The organism is Gordonia sp. YC-XJ4 (assembly GCF_059511865.1).
This window is the reverse complement of the sequence record NZ_CM183447.1, coordinates 3,811,027-3,828,679: the sequence shown is the minus strand read 5'-3', so window position 1 is coordinate 3,828,679 and position 17,653 is coordinate 3,811,027. Positions and strand designations below refer to the sequence as shown.

Here is a 17,653-nt window from a genome sequence, read left to right as displayed (position 1 = left end):
TGCCGATCGTGAGCGGGGCGCCGCTCACCAGTGCCTCTCGGTGACCCCGCCGCCGTCCGGCCGATAGTCGGCGCAGCGCACCCATTGCGGTCGGACGCGCACGTGCACGATGTCGGGATCGGCCGCCCGCTGCCGTCCGTCCGGATACTGTGCGAAGTAAGCGTCCCGGCACCGCTGCGCAGCCTCGCCGTGCGGAATGTCCGCCCGCCCCTCACATTGCACGGTGATTTCCTCGGTGGTGCCGACCACGAGGGCGACCCGGGAATCGGCCGCGAGATTGGCGAACTTGCGGGATGACCGTGAGGTGTCGAAGACGATCTCCGCGGCGTCGGTGACGGCAATCCCGACGAGCGCCGCCTCGGGTGCTCCGTCCGGCGAGACGGTCGCGACGACCCCGAGCGGGTGGGAGCGAATGAAGGCGATGAATTCGGTCGGGGTCATCGGGGTCGGCGATTCACCGGGGATCGTGATGTGCCGCGAGGGCCCGATATCCCCCGATGACATCGGTGGCGCGGTGTAATCCCAACTGCTGCAACGATGCCGCCGCCAGGCTGGAGGTGTATCCCTCCGAGCACAGGATGATCCACCGCACGTCGTGGTCGACGGCCTGTGGGATCCGTGCGTCGCTGGCCGGATCACATCGCCATTCCAGGACGTTGCGTTCGATGACGAGTGCCTCGGGAACCTCACCCTCGGCGGCACGTTGCGCGGCCGGGCGGATGTCGACGAGCACGGCACCGGCGGCGAGTTCGGCGTCGAGATCCTCGGCAGGCAGTCGTTGCAGGGACTCCCGCGCGACGAGCAGCATGTCGTCGATGGTCATCGGCATGGGTTCACGATAGGCGTTCTATTCCGGTTCGTCGGTCAGTTCGGTCCGGGTCCGGCGGAGTGCGCCGCCTTCGGTCACCTCGTAGAACGACATCGCGGTCAATGGCGGGGAGTAGGCGTGGACGCTGAGCGTCGGGCCGCTCGGAGTGGCCACCGAGGTATCGCCCGTCGGGACGGTGAGACCACGCGCCGGCGGGATGCTCCCGTGGTGCTGAACGTCGTGGACCCAGCCCAGCGGGAAAGCCGCCTGATCGCCGGCCGAGAGGATGCGCAGCGCGAGATCGTCACCGGTCCAACGGTATTCGCGCAGTGCGCCGCTCAACACGGTCAGTGCGCCCAGCGATCCGGCGTGGTCGTGCAGGTCGGTCGAGCGGTCCGGCGTCCAGCTGATCAGCCACAGGTCGAGGTCGTCGTCGGATTCCAGACGGGTCGACCACCGCTCCACCGGGTCCCAGGCGGTGGGCAGCAGGTGGTCGTAACGTCCGTCGAGGACGTCGGCGACGCCCTGGTCGGTGATCCGCAGCAGGTCTGCCGGGCGCAGCCGGGTCGGTAGGTGGGCAGCGGTGTGGCGGGCAGAACGGTCCGGGCGGAGCGTGTGGGGGGGCTGGGTACGAGATGGCTGGGTACGGGAGGGCAGGGTCGAGGTCATGAGTTCTCCTGTGAACGAGGGTCGAGGGGAGTGCGCCGGATACGGTGACGGCCGCGACATCGCCTCGATGGAGTGCTCACGCGACCAGGGTGACCGCGCATCGACGTGAGCGGGAGGGTTCTCCTCACCCTGGGTGCAATCGGGCCCCGGTGTGATCTGTGACTCAACGACCGTCGGTGAGCAGGGGCGGGTGTGGGAGAGCTGCGTGGTGGGCAGATACTCTAGGGCAACACGTGTGTGCGGTCTTTCAGAGCTGCGGATTGCCGCTGCATGCGTGCTCGGCGCGACCAGCCCTCGCGTACATCTCGGCCCGCCGTGCGACGGCGGCCGACCGAAGTGCTTGCAGCAAAGGAGTGTGTGGTGACCTACATCATCGCGGAACCCTGCGTGGATGTGATGGACAAGGCATGCGTGGAGGAATGCCCGGTCGATTGCATCTACGAAGGTGGTCGCAGTCTCTACATCCAGCCGGATGAATGTGTGGACTGTGGTGCCTGCGAGCCGGTGTGTCCGGTGGAGGCGATCTTCTACGAGGATGACGTCCCCGACGAATGGGATCCGTACGTCAGTGCCAATGCCGACTTCTTCGACGAGCTGGGCTCGCCGGGCGGTGCCAGCAAGGTCGGTAAGACCGATTTCGACCCGCCCTTCATCAAGCAGCTGCCCCCGATGAACGAGGACGAGGACTGAGCTCGCGGTGACCGGTGACCGTCCGGCCCGACGCCGGGTCAGTGCCGCCCTTCCCGACTTTCCGTGGGACACCCTGGCCGAGGCCAAGGCCACCGCGAACTCTCATCCCGATGGCATCGTCGACCTCTCGGTCGGCACCCCGGTCGATCCCGTCGATCCGGTCATCCGTGAGGCCCTCGCACAGGCCTCGGAGTTCCCGGGCTATCCGACGACGATCGGGACCACGGCTCTGCGCGACGCCGCAGCCGCGGCGCTGGGTCGTCGCTACGGCGCCGTCGGCGTGGACGAGTCGAGCATCCTCCCGGTGATCGGAACCAAGGAGGCCATCGCCGGGGTGGTCGCGACGCTCGGTGTCGGCGTCGGCGAGATGGTCGTCATCCCGGAGGTCGCCTACCCGACCTATGAGGTCAGTGCCCTGCTGGCCGGTGCGACACCGGTGCGTGCCGATTCGACGGTGGCGCTCGGGCCGGCGCGCCCGGCCGTGCTGTTCCTGAACTCGCCGTCCAACCCGACCGGCAAAATCCTCGGGATCGACCACCTGCGCAAGGTGATCGAGTGGGCGCGCGAACGCGGGACCGTCGTCATCTCCGATGAGTGCTATCTCGGTTTGTCGTGGGACGCCGAGGCCGTCTCGGTGCTCGACCCGCGTGTCTCCGACGGCGATCACACCGGGCTGCTCGCGGTGCATTCGTTGTCGAAGATCTCCAACCTGGCGTCCTATCGTGCGGGTTTCTTCGCCGGTGACCGGGAACTGATCGCCGAACTGCTGGCCGTACGCAAACATGCCGGGCTGATGGTGCCGTACCCGATTCAGGCGGCGATGACCGCAGCGCTCACCGACGATGCGCACGTCGAGGTCCAGCGTGCCCGCTATGCCAAACGCCGGACCGAGCTGGCCGCGGCGGTCCGCGCAGCCGGCTTCACCATCGACCACTCCGAAGCCGGTTTGTATCTGTGGGCCACCCGCGGCGAACCGTGCCGGGAGACCGTCGGCTGGCTTGCGCAGCGCGGCATCCTTGCCGCGCCAGGGGACTTCTACGGACCCGCGGGCGTCGACCACGTGCGGATCGCGCTGACGGCGACCGACGAGCGCATCGCCACCGCGGTACAACGACTGGCCTGAGCCGCGACCGCAGGTGACATTGGCCGAGCGCTCTGCGAGACCGGCGACGTGCTGGCGCGCCGACACCGCTCCCGGCGAGTCGGTCATCCTGCCCGACGGATGCATGGACCTGATCTGGACCGGCGAGGAGCTCCTGATCGCGGGCCCCGACACCGGGCCGTATGTCTTCGGCACCGACCGGCGCCGGGACATGACCGGATTGCGCTTCGCGCCCGGGTACGCGCCCGGACTCCTCGGCGCCCCCGCGTCGGAGTTCCGGGATTCGCGGGTGCCGCTGAGCGATCTCTGGCCGTCGTCGGACGTGCGACGCTGGGAGGACACGCTCGCGGCCGCCGACGACGTCGGGGCCGCGCTGTCCGCGCTGTGCGACGCCACGCCCGGTCAATCACCCCCGCCGTGGGTGCCGACGTTGCCCTTGATGCTTGCACGCGGTGTCCCGGTCTCCGCATGCGCCGACACGGTGTCGGTATCGGCGCGCACCCTGCATCGGATGTCGTTGCAGCACTTCGGGTATGGCCCCAAGACGCTCGCCCGGATCCTGCGGATGCGGACTGCGCTGGCGCTACTCGACGACGCCGGGGAGGATCTCAGCGGTATCGCTGCGCGCGCCGGGTACGCCGACCACGCGCACATGTGCCGCGACTTCGCCGAACTCACCGGCGCGCCGCCGACGGCGTGGACCGGCGGTGCTCAGACCAGCGGACTGTAGAGGTCGACGGGGTTGCCGTCGGGGTCGGCGATGACCGCATACCGCTGATGCCAGACGGCGTCGAACGGTTCGAGTATCGACCGGTGCCCGGCGGCGACGAGCGTTGCGTGCTCGGCATCGACATCGGTCGGTGTCGCGCAGGCGAACGCGAGCGCGATCCGATGGCCACCCGTGGGCTCGGTCCACCCGGGCATGAACGAGCCGACGACGGCGCGGGTGTCGAAGAGAATCCTCATCGGGCCCACCGCACTCTCCGCGTGGGGGGCATCGGCGGCGCCGGGCTCGAATTGCAGACCCAGAAGCGTATAGAAATCGACGGTGGCCGCCATGTCGGCGACGACGATGGACAGGGCATCGAGGATCGGTCCTGTAATGCGTGCGGTGTCGGTCATGCGATCACCGTATGGTCACCGCACCCCGGGTGTCTTGAACGTTTCGGACAGGTCCCCGGCGCGCTGTGGTGTGTGTCAGTTCTTGTGTAGGGCCTCGTTGAGGGCGATGCCGTCGCCCTTCCAGGGCACCACTTCGACGGCGCCGTTGAGGCTGTTGCGACGGAACAGCAGATTGGACTGGCCTGCGAGGTCGCGGGCCTTGACGGTGGTGCCGTCGGGCCCGGTGACCTTGGTGCCCGCGGTGACGTAGAGGCCGGCCTCGATGACGCAGTCGTCGCCGAGGGGGATGCCGCAGCCGGAGTTCGCGCCGAGCAGGCAGCGCTTGCCGAGGACGATGCGCTCCTTGCCGCCGCCGGACAGCGTGCCCATCGTGGATGCGCCGCCGCCGATGTCGGAGCCGTCGCCGACGACGACACCTGCGGAGATACGGCCCTCGACCATCGATTCGCCGAGAGTGCCGGCGTTGAAGTTCACGAATCCCTCGTGCATGACCGTCGTGCCGGGCGCGAGGTGTGCGCCGAGCCGGACGCGGTCGGCGTCGCCGATGCGCACACCGCCGGGCGCGACGTAATCGACCATGCGGGGGAACTTGTCGATGCTGTACACGGTCACGTTGCCGCGGGCGCGCAGTCCGGCGCGGATCTTCTCGAATCCCTCGACCGGGCAGGGGCCGTGATTGGTCCACACCACGTTGGCGAGAAGGCCGAAGATGCCGTCGAGGTTGGTGCCGTGCGGCGCGACGAGACGATGCGAGAGCAGGTGTAGACGCAGGTAGACGTCGTAGGCGTCGACCGGTGGCGCCGAGAGATCGGCGATCGTGGTCGATACGGCTACGGTCTTGACCCGGCGGACCGCGTCGACACCGACCAGGTCACGAAGATCGCCGGGGGTCGCGGTGTCGTCCAGGATCGTCGTGCCGCTCTGCTCACTCGTACCGAGTTGCGGCTCGGGGAACCAGACGTCGAGGATGACGCCGGGATCAGCGGAACCCCCGTTGGTCACCGTGGCGATTCCGACTGCGTGTGCACCATTGTTCGTCACGGCACCCGAGCTTACCGGTGGGGCGCCGTGCGGTCGGCAGCCGGATCACGCCGCCAAGTCACGCCGCGGCGGAGCCGCCAGATCACGCCGCGGCGGAGCCGCCAGATCACGCCGCGGCGGAGCCGCCAGATCAAGCCGCGGCGGAGCCGCCAGATCAAGCCGCGGCGGAGCCGCCAGATCAAGCCGCGGCGGAGCCGCCAGATCAAGCACCGTGTCGATAGTCGCGCAGGTAGTGCTCCGTCTCGGTGTCGGTGTAGTCGGGGATCAGTGCGCTGTGATGCGACTTCCGGCCCAGCATGGTCATGGTCGTGGCGGCCACACCGAAGGCCACCAGCCCGACGACGGCGGCGGTGACGGCCAGCGCGGTGTTGCCGACCACCACCGACACGAGCAGCACGGCGAGGCTCGCGAAACCGACGATGAGCAGGAAGAACGCCAACACTCCCAAAGGATGCTGACCGTGGGAATCGTGAAAACGATGGGAATCATGAGAACGAGCGGACATGGCGATCATCTCCTCGGTTCGAACACTCCGCTACACCTCCACGCTACGACGGTCACGACAGCCGAGTAGGCGTTTCGCCGATCATCTCCGGACACGATCGAGCCATCATCCGAACGGCCGAACGCGCTGGTCGCGACCGTGCGATGTCCGTATTGTCGCATCATGGCCGAACGTGGACTCCGGACTCCGCACCAGGGCGGGCGGGCCCGACGCCGGCGATGGCCGTGGGTGCTCGCCGGGCTGGCAGTGGTGGTGATCGTCGTGGTGGTGATCGGCGGCGTGATCTTCAAGCCGTGGTTGGTCTTCGTCGACACCGAGATCGCCGACGAGATCCCGGTCGCCGCGAGCGGTACGCCGGCGTCGGGCGCGCCACCGGCCACGCCCGTGGTGCTCTCGTCCGGGACCTTCATCAGCCACGAACATGACACCACCGGCACCGTGTCGGTCATCGAGAAGCCGGATGGCTCAAGGATTCTCGCCATCGAGAACCTCGACACGACCACCGGCCCCGATGTGCATGTGTGGCTCTCGGCCGGGGAGGTGATCGGCGGCTTCGCCGGCTGGCGTACCGCAGGTGGCGCCCCGCGCGTCGACCTCGGCCCGATCAAGGGCAACCGTGGCGACCAGGTGTATGCGGTGCCCGCGACCACCGACCTCGCCCGGTTCCCGGCGGTGGTGCTGTGGTGTGTGCAGTTCGACGTGTCATTCGGCGCCGCCGAGCTTCGACCTTCATGACCCCTGTCGTGCAACCCGTGCGATGTAAACCACGCGGGTGTAACCCTTTTCGGCGCCGCGCCATCGGCTTCGTTACGGTGGGGGCGTGAATGCTCTCGACCTCCATGGCGATCCGATCGACCTGACCGCGGCGCTGGTCGACATCCACAGTGAATCCCGGGACGAAACGGCCATCGCCGACGCCGTCGAATCCGCGCTCCGGGAGCAGACCACCGGCTTCGAGATCGTCCGTCACGGCAACCGGGTGCTCGCGCGCACCGACCGGGGGCTCGACAGCCGGGTCATCCTCGCCGGGCACCTCGACACGGTGCCGGTCGCGGGAAATCTGCCGAGCCGGCGCACCGACGACACCGCCGAGGGCGAGGTCCTGCACGGGTGCGGAACCGTGGACATGAAATCCGGTGACGCGGTGTTCCTGCATCTCGCGGCGACGCTGGCCAATCCGCGCCACGACCTCACGCTCATCTTCTACGACTGCGAGGAGATCGCCGCCGAGTACAACGGGCTGGGGGTCATCGAACGTGAACTGCCGCAGTGGCTTTCCGGCGACGTGGCGATCCTCGGGGAACCCACGGCCGGGCAGATCGAGGCAGGATGCCAAGGCACTCTGCGGGTACGCCTGACCGCGACCGGGACGCGGGCACATTCGGCGCGAGCGTGGATGGGCGACAACGCGATTCACAAGCTGGGGGAGGTGCTCACCACCCTCGCCGGGTACTCGCCGCGCCGCGTCGACATCGACGGATGCGAGTACCGCGAGGGACTCTCGGCCGTCGGGATAGGCGGCGGGGTGGCCGGCAACGTCGTACCCGACGCCGCCCACGTCGACGTCAACTTCCGTTTCGCGCCCGACCACAGCATCGAGAGCGCACTCGACCACGTTCGCGAGGTGTTCGCCGGGCCGCTCGCCTCCGGTGCGGTGACGCTCGAACTCACTGATTCCGCCGCAGGCGCGTTGCCCGGCCTGTCGCATCCGGCTGCTGCGGCACTCGTCGACGCCGCGCAGGGGCGATTCCGCGCCAAGTACGGCTGGACCGACGTGTCACGATTCTCGGCTCTGGGTATTCCCGCGGTGAACCTCGGACCGGGGGACCCGAGCCTGGCCCACCGGGTCGACGAACGCGTCCCGGTCGCCCAGATCCGCGAGGTCACCGAGTTGTTGCGGACCTACCTGAGCTGAACTGACGCGCACCGGGTTCCCGTCGGTGCGGCGGGGACATCGGCCGGGCGCGCTAGCGTTACGCCCATGACGACTTCTGGCAGCGAGACGACTTCTGGCAGCGAGCCCGCAGAGCGTGACCCGGTCACCGACGTCGACATCGAGGATCAGCAGGGCACCCGCTACATCGGCCCCATGCGCGTGCGCCGCACCGACGGCGACGAGCGCACCACCGACCGTCGGCTGCTCGAGTGGGTCGATCCGCGCGACGCCGAGCGCCGGGCCGAGCGCACCATGCGCGACTCGTGGCGCGTGCTGCGTATCCAGTCGGAATTCGTGGCGGGTTTCGATGCCCTCTCCGACGTCGCCGAGGCGGTCACGGTATTCGGGTCCGCGCGACTACGACCCGGCTCACCCGACTACGAGCTCGCGGTGCGCGTGGGCCGAGCCCTCGGCGCGGCCGGCTACGCCGTGATCACCGGCGGTGGGCCGGGCGTCATGGAGGCCGCGAACAAGGGAGCCCACGAGTCGTCGGCGACGTCGATCGGACTCAACATCGAGCTGCCGTTCGAGCAGCATCTGAACCCCTGGGTCGACCTGGGCATGAACTTCCGCTACTTTTTCGTCCGCAAGACGATGTTCGTGAAGTACGCCCAGGCCTTCGTCTGTCTGCCCGGCGGTCTCGGCACGCTCGACGAGCTCTTCGAGGCGCTGACCCTGGTGCAGACCAAGAAGGTGGTCCGGTTCCCGATCGTGCTCGTCGGCCGCGAGCACTGGGCCGGGCTGCTCGCCTGGATGCGCGAGGTCCTCGTCGCCAAGGGGATGGTCTCGCCCGAGGATCTCGATCTGGTGACCGTCGTCGATGAACCCGACGAGGCGGTCGAGGTCATCCGGGCGGCGGCGCAGCGCCTCGCCGCGCGTGGCGAGGCCGACTGACCGGCTGCCCCGACCGGCACGGCCCCGGCCACGCACGGAACGCACCGGCCGGGCGACACGAACACTCCATTCGCCGACCATGAGGTCCGCGGACAGACAGCGAGAGAGTGGGGGACTGATGAGCGCGATCTGCGTGTACTGCGCGTCGGGACGCAATGTGGGGCAGGAGTATCTGGATCTCGCGGCCGAACTCGGCACCGCGATCGGGGCGGGCGGACACACGCTGGTCTCCGGCGGCGGCAATGTGTCGATGATGGGTGCGGTCGCCGACGCCACGCGCGCGGCCGGCGGTACGACGGTCGGGATCATCCCGCGGACCCTGATGCAGCGCGAGGTCGCCGACCTCGACGCCGATGAACTCGTCATCACCGACACCATGCGGGAACGCAAGAAGCTGATGGACGATCGGGCCGACGGTTTCATCACGTTGCCCGGTGGTATCGGCACGCTCGAGGAGTTGTTCGAGACGTGGACCGGTGGATTCCTCGGCATGCACACCAAACCCGTGGTGCTGCTCGACCCGGTGGGTTTCTACACGCCGCTGTTGTCGTGGTTACAGGGTCTGGTGGCGCCGGGATTCGTCGCACAGAGTTCGCTGGACCGGCTCGTCGTCACCGATTCGGTAGAGGGTGCGCTGCGTCATGCTACTGCCCGGTAAGGTGTGCACACGAGCTGGCGTCGTGTGTTCGCGGCGGACAGCGCGCGCCATCGTCGTCCAATCGGAGAGCGAGTAAGTCGATGTCGTCCCAGGACACCGTCGGAATCACAGATCTGTTCAAAGGCGTGCTCAAGATGGCGCCGCAGGCGCCCCAGATGATCAAGCACGCACCCGGGCTGATCAGGCGGCCCGCTGACGCCAAGCGCACCATCGGCCTGATCTTCGCGCAGCACGCCGCCAACCACCCGGACCGGCCGTTCGTGCGGTTCGGCGGTAAGTCGACCACCTACGGTGAGGCCAACCGGACGGTGAACCGCTACGCCGCGGTGCTCGCCGAGAAGGGTGTGCAGACCGGCGACGTGGTGGCGATCCTGTCGAAGAACTGCCCAACAGATCTGTTCGTGATGCTCGCGACGGTCAAGCTCGGCGCGATCGCCGGGATGATCAACTACAACCAGCGCGGCAACGTCCTCGAGCACAGCATGAAGCTCCTCGGAGCCCGGGTGTTCGTCCATGACCCGGATTGCGCGGAGGCCTTCGAGTCGATTCCCGAGAGCGCACTGCCCGAGCACGTTCTCGACTTCGCCGCACTCGATGCCGCGGCGCAGGGACGGTCGGAGGCCGACCCGCAGGTCACCGCGACCCTGCCGGCATCCACCGAGGCGTTCTACATCTTCACCTCCGGGACCACCGGCCTGCCCAAGGCCAGCGTGATGAGCCACAACCGGTGGCTGGCCAGTCTCTCGGGTATCGGCGGCCTCGCGGTGCGCCTGCGCGCCAGCGACACCATGTATGTGCCATTGCCGCTCTATCACAACAACGCACTGTCGGTGTCGTTGTCCTCGGTGCTCGCCTCGGGCGCCTGTATCGCCATCGGCAAACACTTCTCGGCGTCGAAATTCTGGGACGACGTCATCCTCAATCGCGCCACGGCGTTCTGCTACATCGGTGAGTTGTGCCGTTATCTGCTGGCGCAGCCGGAGAAGCCGACCGACCGCGCCCACAGCGTGCGTCTCGTGGTCGGCAACGGCATGCGCCCCGACATCTGGGACGAGTTCCGCGAGCGGTTCGGCATCGACCGGATCGTCGAGTTCTACGGGGCCAGTGAGTTGAACCTGGTGTTCGTCAACGCCTTCAGCGCCAGCCGCACCGCCGGGTTCTGTCCGTTGCCGTACGCGATCGTCGAGTACGACGAGGACGGCAAGCCCAAACGCAACGCCGACGGTCGGCTGACCAAGGTGAAACGCGGCGGAACGGGCCTGCTCATCTCCGGCATCAACGACCGCGTCCCGATCGACGGCTACACCGATCCGGAGGAAACCGAGAAGAAGATCGTCCGCGATGCCTTCAAGGACGGCGACGCCTGGTTCAACTCCGGTGATCTCGTTCGTGACCAGGGCTTCAGCCACATCGCCTTCGTCGACCGACTCGGCGACACGTTCCGCTGGAAGGGCGAGAACGTCGCGACCACCGAGGTCGAGGCCGGGCTCGACGGCCACCCGTCGATCGCGCAGTCGGTGGTCTTCGGCGTCGAGGTCCCGGGCACCGACGGCAAGGCCGGAATGGCGGCGGTGACGCTGCGCGAGGGTGCGAGCTTCGACGGCAAGGAGATGGCGTCGCACCTCTACGAGGCCCTGCCGTCGTATGCGATGCCGCTGTTCATCCGGATCGTCGGTCAGCTCGAGGCCACCTCCACGTTCAAGAACCGCAAGGTCGAGCTGCGCGACGAGGGTTACGAGAAGGTCGGCGACGACCCGCTCTACGTGCTCGCCGGACGCTCCGACGGATACGTCGAGTACTACGACTCCTATCCCGACGACGTCGCAGCGGCCAAGGCACCCAAGAACTGAGTGCTTTCGTAGTCTGGTCGCCATGGACGCGCGACGTGTGAAGTACGGGGGCGAGACCCTGTGCGGCCGCCCGGTCGCCGCCGATCGGGCGCTGGTGATGGCGATCGTGAACCGCACACCCGATTCCTTCTACGACCGCGGGGCCAGTTTCACCGACGACGCGGCCAAGGAACGGGTCGAGAGCGTCGTGGCCGAGGGCGCCGACATCGTCGACATCGGCGGTGTCAAGGCCGGCCCGGGCGAGGAGGTCGACGCCGCGGGGGAGATCGCGCGGGTGGTGCCGTTCATCGCCTGGATTCGTGATCGCTACCCCGATCTGCTCATCAGCGTCGACACCTGGCGCAGCGAGGTCGCCGATCAGGCGTGTGCGGTGGGCGCCGACCTCATCAACGACACCTGGGCCGGAGCCGACCCGGGACTGGTCGAGGTGGCCGCCGCCCACCGGGCCGGGATCGTGTGTTCGCACACCGGCGGCGCGGTGGTGCGGACCCGACCGCATCGGGTCGCCTACGGCGATGCGGTCACCGACGTCGTGGCCGATGTGCTCGAAGCGGTGACGTCGGCGGCCCGTCGGGCCGAGGCCGCGGGTGTTGCCCGTGACTCGATCGTGATCGATCCGACGCATGATTTCGGCAAGAACACCCACCACGGGCTGACCTTGTTACGTCACGTAAAAGATCTTGTTAAGACAGGTTGGCCGGTGCTGATGGCGCTGAGCAACAAGGATTTTGTGGGGGAGACTCTGGGAGTGGACCTCGAACACCGGGTGGAGGGCACACTCGCGGCGACCGCTCTGAGCGCTGAACACGGCGCCCGGATCTTCCGCGTCCACGAGGTCGCCGCCACCCGCCGCGTGGTCGACATGGTCGCCGCGATAGCGGGCACACGGCCTCCAGCCAGAACAGTCAGGGGACTCGCATGACCAAGAAGGTACGTCGAACCCAGAACCGCCCACACGTCGCCGGTCGGACACCGACGGCATCCACCGGTCGGGACAAGGCCGCCATGTGGCCGGCGCCCGCAGACACCGCCGACCGGGGTTCGTGGTCGACCACCCACACCTGGGAACAACCGGACTGGACGATCGACGACCTCGTCGCCGCCAAGGACGGACGCACGGTATCGGTGGTCCTGCCCGCCCTGAACGAGGAAGAAACCGTCGCCGACGTCATCGCCACCATCCGGCCGCTGGTCGGAACACTCGTCGACGAGCTGATCGTGCTGGACTCCGGGTCCACCGACGCAACCGTCGAACGGGCGCGGGCCGCCGGCGCCGAGGTGATCAGCCGCGAGGACGCGGTCCCCGAACTCGAGCCCGTCAAGGGCAAGGGCGAGGTGCTGTGGCGCTCGATCGCCGTCGCGACCGGTGACATCATCGCCTTCGTCGACTCCGATCTGATCGACCCCGATCCGATGTTCGTGCCGAAGATGCTCGGACCCCTGCTGGTGAACCCCGACATCCAGCTGGTCAAGGGCTACTACCGCCGCCCCCTGCGCACCGGGGGCACGCAGGACGCGAACGGCGGCGGCCGCGTCACCGAACTCGTCGCACGGCCACTGCTCGCCTCGCAGAAACCCGAACTCACCGCGGTGCTCCAGCCCCTCGGCGGGGAGTACGCAGGCACCCGCGAGATGCTCTCCTCGGTGCCGTTCGCGCCCGGATACGGGGTGGAGATCGGCCTGCTGATCGACACCTACGACCGGTACGGCCTCGAGGGCATCGGCCAGGTGAATCTCGGGGTGCGCACCCACCGCAACCGCCCGCTCATCGAGCTCGGCGTGATGAGCCGCCAAATCGTGGGCACCCTGATGCGCCGGTGCGGCATCGAGGATTCGGGCGTCGGGTTGACGCAGTTCACCGCGGAGCCCGACGGCACGTTCACCCCGCACACCACCGACGTCTATCTCGAGGACCGTCCGCCGATGAAGACCCTGCGCGCGGTCGACATCGCCGCCGACGACGAGGAGATCGCCTCGTAGGCCGCTCGCCTCGCCCGGCGGGCGCTCGCCTCGGGCCGTGGTGATCGCGACGTGGCACCAGGCCACGGCGGCGCGGCCGGTCACCTCTCTGACACCATGGGATCATGCAGACCCTCTTGCTGTACCTGCTGATCATGGCGGTCGTGGTGGCCGTCGTCTTCGCCGTGGTCTGGTTCGTGTTCGGTCGCGGTGAGGACCTTCCACCGGTCGACGCGACCTCGACGCTGACCCGTCTTCCGCGGAACGGGATCAACGGATACGACGTGCGCGCACTGCGGTTCGCGCTCACCGTCCGCGGGTACAAGCAGAGCGAGGTCGACTGGGCGCTGGCCCGGCTCGCCGACGAGATCGACGATCTCCGCGCGCTGATCCAGCAGCTGCAGGACCGCGACGCCGCGTCGGTGCACCCGGTCGCCGCCGGCATCGGTCGTCACGAGGCGGGCACGGCGTCCGCGGGTGTCGAGGACCCACAGGGGGCCGCCTTCGAGTCCCTCCCGGAGGGCGCCGGGGCGGCTTCTGCCGACCCCACTGCCGGGTCCGTGACCGAAACGCGTGACTGACATGCGGGCGCGTGGGCATCTGCAGGTCGGCGCGCCACGTATCATTGCTCTGGCGGCAACCACCGTCACCGGCCGCATGGCCGCGATCCGGGCTGCGCCGTCATGTCGGAACGATCGTCCGGCGACGGCCGGGAGCCCTCGGCGACGCGAGACTCTGAAGGGAGTTTGAGAATGGCGGCGATGAAGCCACGAACTGGAGATGGGCCACTGGAAGCGGCCAAGGAGGGACGTGGGATCGTCGTGCGCATTCCGATCGAGGGTGGTGGACGTCTGGTGGTCGAGCTGACCCCGGACGAGGCCGCGGCTCTCGGCGAAGAACTCCGCGGGGTCACCGGCTGACCGGGTCGCAGGCCCGCTCGGCGCTGACCGAGCTACTTCCCGACCTGAGGTGTCCGATCTGCACGGATGCCCTGGATCTCACCGCCGACCACGCCGCGCTGCGGTGCGGTCGGCGCCATTCCTTCGACATCGCCCGCCATGGCTACGTCGCGCTCCTCGACGGGCGCTCCGGTGCGCTCCGTGCCGACACCCCGGAGATGGTTGCCGCTCGACTCCGTGTGCACGACGCAGGCGTCCTGTCGCCGGTCGTCGAGGCCACCGCCACCGCTGTCGCCGATCTGTGCCCTGCCGGTCTGTGCCCCGCCGATGAGCAGTCCCCCCTGATCGTCGATCTCGGGGGCGGCCCGGGTGTGTACCTCCGTGCGTGCCTGCGCCGGGCCCCGAACGCGCGTGGGGTGGTCATCGACCTGTCCAAGGCGTGCGCCCGGGCGGCGGCGCGCGGCGAGCCGACCACCGCGAGTGTGGTCGCCGACGTGTGGCGGCAGATCCCGATGCGGTCGGGTTCGGCAGCGGTGGCGCTGTCGGTGTTCGCCCCGCGCAACATCGCCGAGACCGCGCGTGTCCTGCGCGCGGGTGGTCATCTGGTCATCGTGGCCCCCCGTCCCGATCACCTGACCGAACTCGTGGGCCCGCTGGGCATGCTGACGGTGGGACCGGACAAGGACGATCGGATCGAGGCCGCGTTGTCACCGGCTTTCGACATCGTCGACCGGCGGGTGGTGCAGGAGAAGTGCACGGTGACCGCGCCGACGATCGCCGACCTCGTCGCCATGGGGCCCTCGGCATTTCACCACAACCGTGCGCACATCGACGAGGTGGCCGACGCCGTGGCCGGCGCTCACGGTGGCAGCCTGCAGATCACCGTCGCGGTCACCGTCACGGTGTGCCGCATTCGCGGTGACCGGCCCCATCCGTCGGGGCCGGATTTCAGCGTGTGACTGCCTGATACACCCCGAGGGTCTGCTCGGCGATCGCATCCCAGGAAAACTCCGCGGCGGCCCGCTCGCGTCCGGCCTTGCCCATCGATTCGGCGGTCGCCGGATCACGCACCACCGCATTGACGCCGTCGGCAAGGCCGCGCTCGAACGCAACCGGATCGGCGGGGTCATAGGGGACGAGGACGCCGGTGACGGCGTCGCGGACCACCTCGGGAATGCCGCCGACTGCCGAGGCCACCACTGCCGTTCCGCAGGCCATGGCCTCGAGGTTCACGATGCCCAGTGGCTCGTACACCGACGGGCAGACGAATACCGTTGCCGCGGTCAGGATTTCCCGGATGCGCGGGAGTGGGAGCATTTCCCGGACCCAGTGCACGCCGTGGCGCGAGGCCGACAGCGAGGCGACAGCCGACTCGACCTCCGCGCCGATCTCCGGGGTGTCCGGTGCTCCTGCGCACAGGATGAGCTGCACGTCGGGATCGAAATGGTGGGCGGCCGCGACGAGATGGGCGACGCCCTTTTGTCTCGTGATCCGGCCGACGAAAGCCGCGATCGGCCGATCGGGGTCGACGCCGAGTGTGGTCAACGTCGAGTCCGGACCGAACGGGTCGTCGACGGCAAACCACTGCGACGTGTCGATCCCATTGCGTACCACGTGGACTCGATCGGGATCGAGGCGCGGATAGGTCTCGCATACGTCGTTGGCCATCCCGGAGCTGACCGCGATCACCGCGTCGGCGTACTCGACGGCGTTGCGTTCCACCCAGCTCGACACCCGATAGCCGCCACCGAGTTGTTCGGCCTTCCACGGCCGCATCGGTTCCAGTGAGTGTGCGGTCAATACATGTGGCACACCGTGCAACTCGGCCGCCAGATGCCCGGCGAGACCGGTGTACCAGGTGTGCGAGTGCACCAGGTCGGCACCGGCGGCACCCACCGCCATCCGCAGATCGGCGGACAGCGTTGTGATCGCCGCATTGGCGCCGGCGAGCCCCGGGTCGGGCGCGTAGACCGTCGCGGTGTCCCGCGGTTGTCCCATGCAGTGCACGTCGACCTCGATCAGTGCGCGCAGGTGTCGCACCAGCTCGGTCACGTGGACTCCGGCACCACCGTAGACCTCGGGTGGATACTCCCGTGTCATCATCGCCACCCTCATGACGACGACGCTAGTGCCCGCGCGCGCAGTTCGCCACGAAAGCGGGGCAAACTCGGCGGGAGCCGGATGTCGTCGAGGCGAGAACATCGCGAACATCCGTGGATCGAGGTGTGTGTTCGTCTGGCCCGTGCACAGATTGGCGGTTAAGTTGTGAGTGTGAGATCACAGCCGCACGTGCTCGGTATCGTCCTTGCGGGCGGTGAGGGTAAACGCCTGTACCCGCTGACGATGGACCGCGCGAAACCGGCGGTCCCATTCGGTGGCGCCTACCGGCTGATCGACTTCGTCCTGTCCAATCTGGTCAACGCCGGTTACGAACGCATCTGCGTTCTGACGCAATACAAGTCGCATTCACTCGACCGCCACATCTCGCAGACCTGGTGGTCATCGGGATTCCACGGGGAGTACATCACCCCGGTGCCCGCGCAGCAGCGTCTGGGTCCGCGGTGGTACACCGGCAGCGCCGATGCGATCTTCCAGTCGATGAACCTCATCGAGGACGAACAACCGGATTACATCGTCGTTTTCGGTGCCGACCACGTGTATCGGATGGACCCGTCGCAGATGGTCGAGGCGCATATCGACTCCGGCGCCGACGTCACCGTCGCAGGCATCCGGGTGCCGCGCGCGGAGGCCAGCGCGTTCGGGTGCATCGATGCCGACGAGTCGGGGCTGATCACCCGGTTCCTGGAGAAACCCGCCGATCCGCCGGGCACTCCCGACGACCCCGACGTCACCTTCGCCTCGATGGGCAACTACGTGTTCACCACCGAGGCGCTCGTGGAGGCGATCCGCGCCGACGCGGCCGACTCCGATTCCGATCACGACATGGGCGGCGACATCATCCCGGCCTTCGTGAACCAGCAGCGGGCGTTCGTCTACGACTTCGCCGACAACGAGGTGCCCGGTGCCACCGAACGCGACCGGGGGTACTGGCGTGATGTCGGGACGCTCGACGCGTTCTACGACGCACACATGGACCTCGTGTCGGTGCACCCGGTGTTCAACCTGTACAACCGTCGCTGGCCGATTCGCGGTGAGACACTGCATCTGCCGCCCGCGAAGTTCGTGCAGGGCGGTCACGCCCAGGATTCGGTGGTCGGCGCCGGATGCATCGTGTCGGCCGGATCGGTGAGCACCTCGGTGCTCTCGGCGAACGTGATGATCGAGGACGGTGCCGTCGTGGAGGGCAGTGTGCTGATGCCCGGCGTGCGGGTCGGCAAGGGTGCGGTGGTCCGACGCGCCATCCTCGACAAGAACGTCGTCGTCGGCGAGGGTGAACAACTCGGTACCGACCTCGAGGCCGATCGTCAGCGCTTCGCGGTCAGTGCCGGTGGTGTGGTGACCGTCGGCAAGAACATCCGCGTCTGAGCGCTCCGGGGCGCCGGTCTGCTCAGCGTTCCGG

21 protein-coding genes are annotated in these 17,653 nt (G+C 68.2%); 14 read left to right on the top strand and 7 right to left on the bottom strand.

The features are described from left to right. Nucleotides 1-24 precede the first annotated feature (24 nt). Genes AC5ZH6_RS17090 through AC5ZH6_RS17080 form a run of 3 tightly spaced genes read right to left on the bottom strand, consistent with a single transcriptional unit; the run spans nucleotide 25 to nucleotide 1,477 of the window. A complete protein-coding gene (locus tag AC5ZH6_RS17090; RefSeq protein WP_006367643.1) occupies nucleotides 25-441 on the bottom strand; it encodes a pyridoxamine 5'-phosphate oxidase family protein in 417 nt (138 codons plus the stop codon). 13 nt (nucleotides 442-454) lie between these two features. Further along, nucleotides 455-829 (bottom strand): rhodanese-like domain-containing protein, encoded by a 375-nt coding sequence (locus AC5ZH6_RS17085; RefSeq protein ID WP_006367642.1) that lies wholly within the window; start codon nucleotides 827-829, stop codon nucleotides 455-457. 18 nt (nucleotides 830-847) lie between these two features. Further along, entirely contained in the window at nucleotides 848-1,477 is a 630-nt protein-coding gene (locus tag AC5ZH6_RS17080) for a cysteine dioxygenase (protein ID WP_014360613.1), read from the bottom strand. Nucleotides 1,478-1,834: 357 nt separating this feature from the next. Here AC5ZH6_RS17080 and fdxA point away from each other — a divergent pair, with 357 nt between their 5' ends. The 3 genes from fdxA to AC5ZH6_RS17065 are packed head-to-tail and all read left to right on the top strand — an operon-like array spanning nucleotide 1,835 to nucleotide 3,999. Beyond that, nucleotides 1,835-2,167, top strand: a complete 333-nt coding sequence (fdxA, locus tag AC5ZH6_RS17075; protein ID WP_014360612.1) for a ferredoxin — start codon at nucleotides 1,835-1,837, stop codon at nucleotides 2,165-2,167. 7 nt (nucleotides 2,168-2,174) lie between these two features. Continuing rightward, entirely contained in the window at nucleotides 2,175-3,290 is a 1,116-nt protein-coding gene (gene dapC, locus AC5ZH6_RS17070; protein WP_014360611.1) for a succinyldiaminopimelate transaminase, read from the top strand. Between the two features lie 13 nt (nucleotides 3,291-3,303). Further along, entirely contained in the window at nucleotides 3,304-3,999 is a 696-nt protein-coding gene (locus AC5ZH6_RS17065) for a helix-turn-helix domain-containing protein (protein WP_035726845.1), read from the top strand. Here the strand turns inward: AC5ZH6_RS17065 and AC5ZH6_RS17060 are convergent. The 3 genes from AC5ZH6_RS17060 to AC5ZH6_RS17050 all read right to left on the bottom strand — a co-directional run bounded on the left by AC5ZH6_RS17060 (nucleotide 3,981) and on the right by AC5ZH6_RS17050 (nucleotide 5,937). After that, nucleotides 3,981-4,391 carry a VOC family protein gene (locus AC5ZH6_RS17060; RefSeq protein ID WP_006367637.1) on the bottom strand — a complete coding sequence of 137 codons (411 nt, stop codon included), beginning with the start codon at nucleotides 4,389-4,391 and terminating at the stop codon, nucleotides 3,981-3,983. The two genes, AC5ZH6_RS17065 and AC5ZH6_RS17060, sit on opposite strands and share 19 nt — an antisense overlap. Before the next feature lie 75 nt (nucleotides 4,392-4,466). Further along, nucleotides 4,467-5,432: a 2,3,4,5-tetrahydropyridine-2,6-dicarboxylate N-succinyltransferase gene (dapD, locus tag AC5ZH6_RS17055; RefSeq protein WP_014360609.1), complete on the bottom strand. Its 966-nt coding sequence runs from the start codon at nucleotides 5,430-5,432 to the stop codon at nucleotides 4,467-4,469. Nucleotides 5,433-5,634: 202 nt separating this feature from the next. Then, a complete protein-coding gene (locus AC5ZH6_RS17050) occupies nucleotides 5,635-5,937 on the bottom strand; it encodes a hypothetical protein (RefSeq protein WP_496167554.1) in 303 nt (100 codons plus the stop codon). A gap of 228 nt (nucleotides 5,938-6,165) precedes the next feature. Here AC5ZH6_RS17050 and AC5ZH6_RS17045 point away from each other — a divergent pair, with 228 nt between their 5' ends. The 10 genes from AC5ZH6_RS17045 (at nucleotide 6,166) to AC5ZH6_RS17000 (ending at nucleotide 15,092) form a co-directional block, all read left to right on the top strand. After that, nucleotides 6,166-6,672, top strand: coding sequence for a DM13 domain-containing protein (locus tag AC5ZH6_RS17045; protein WP_496169240.1), 507 nt, complete (start codon nucleotides 6,166-6,168; stop codon nucleotides 6,670-6,672). An 85-nt stretch (nucleotides 6,673-6,757) separates the two neighbouring features. After that, nucleotides 6,758-7,852 (top strand): succinyl-diaminopimelate desuccinylase, encoded by a 1,095-nt coding sequence (gene dapE, locus AC5ZH6_RS17040; protein ID WP_496167552.1) that lies wholly within the window; start codon nucleotides 6,758-6,760, stop codon nucleotides 7,850-7,852. 66 nt (nucleotides 7,853-7,918) lie between these two features. Further along, nucleotides 7,919-8,767 carry an LOG family protein gene (locus AC5ZH6_RS17035; protein ID WP_496167550.1) on the top strand — a complete coding sequence of 283 codons (849 nt, stop codon included), beginning with the start codon at nucleotides 7,919-7,921 and terminating at the stop codon, nucleotides 8,765-8,767. Between the two features lie 118 nt (nucleotides 8,768-8,885). Further along, nucleotides 8,886-9,425 (top strand): LOG family protein, encoded by a 540-nt coding sequence (locus tag AC5ZH6_RS17030; RefSeq protein WP_006367631.1) that lies wholly within the window; start codon nucleotides 8,886-8,888, stop codon nucleotides 9,423-9,425. 80 nt (nucleotides 9,426-9,505) lie between these two features. Then, nucleotides 9,506-11,275, top strand: a complete 1,770-nt coding sequence (locus AC5ZH6_RS17025) for a long-chain-acyl-CoA synthetase (RefSeq protein WP_271353670.1) — start codon at nucleotides 9,506-9,508, stop codon at nucleotides 11,273-11,275. A 22-nt stretch (nucleotides 11,276-11,297) separates the two neighbouring features. Further along, on the top strand, nucleotides 11,298-12,197 hold the full coding sequence (folP, locus tag AC5ZH6_RS17020; RefSeq protein ID WP_079930336.1) for a dihydropteroate synthase: 900 nt from the start codon (nucleotides 11,298-11,300) through the stop codon (nucleotides 12,195-12,197). Continuing rightward, nucleotides 12,194-13,255, top strand: coding sequence for a glucosyl-3-phosphoglycerate synthase (locus tag AC5ZH6_RS17015; RefSeq protein WP_496167547.1), 1,062 nt, complete (start codon nucleotides 12,194-12,196; stop codon nucleotides 13,253-13,255). Before folP ends, AC5ZH6_RS17015 begins: the two co-directional genes overlap by 4 nt. Nucleotides 13,256-13,359: 104 nt before the next feature. After that, nucleotides 13,360-13,815: a DivIVA domain-containing protein gene (locus AC5ZH6_RS17010; RefSeq protein WP_006367627.1), complete on the top strand. Its 456-nt coding sequence runs from the start codon at nucleotides 13,360-13,362 to the stop codon at nucleotides 13,813-13,815. 171 nt (nucleotides 13,816-13,986) lie between these two features. After that, nucleotides 13,987-14,154 carry a DUF3117 domain-containing protein gene (locus tag AC5ZH6_RS17005; protein WP_006367626.1) on the top strand — a complete coding sequence of 56 codons (168 nt, stop codon included), beginning with the start codon at nucleotides 13,987-13,989 and terminating at the stop codon, nucleotides 14,152-14,154. A 56-nt stretch (nucleotides 14,155-14,210) separates the two neighbouring features. Continuing rightward, on the top strand, nucleotides 14,211-15,092 hold the full coding sequence (locus AC5ZH6_RS17000) for a putative RNA methyltransferase (RefSeq protein ID WP_496169239.1): 882 nt from the start codon (nucleotides 14,211-14,213) through the stop codon (nucleotides 15,090-15,092). Here AC5ZH6_RS17000 and glgA read toward each other — a convergent pair. After that, nucleotides 15,082-16,248, bottom strand: a complete 1,167-nt coding sequence (gene glgA / locus AC5ZH6_RS16995) for a glycogen synthase (RefSeq protein ID WP_496167545.1) — start codon at nucleotides 16,246-16,248, stop codon at nucleotides 15,082-15,084. The genes AC5ZH6_RS17000 and glgA overlap by 11 nt on opposite strands. A gap of 156 nt (nucleotides 16,249-16,404) precedes the next feature. Between glgA and glgC the strand changes: the two genes are divergently transcribed. Continuing rightward, nucleotides 16,405-17,619 carry a glucose-1-phosphate adenylyltransferase gene (gene glgC / locus AC5ZH6_RS16990; protein ID WP_496167543.1) on the top strand — a complete coding sequence of 405 codons (1,215 nt, stop codon included), beginning with the start codon at nucleotides 16,405-16,407 and terminating at the stop codon, nucleotides 17,617-17,619. Nucleotides 17,620-17,653 lie beyond the last annotated feature (34 nt).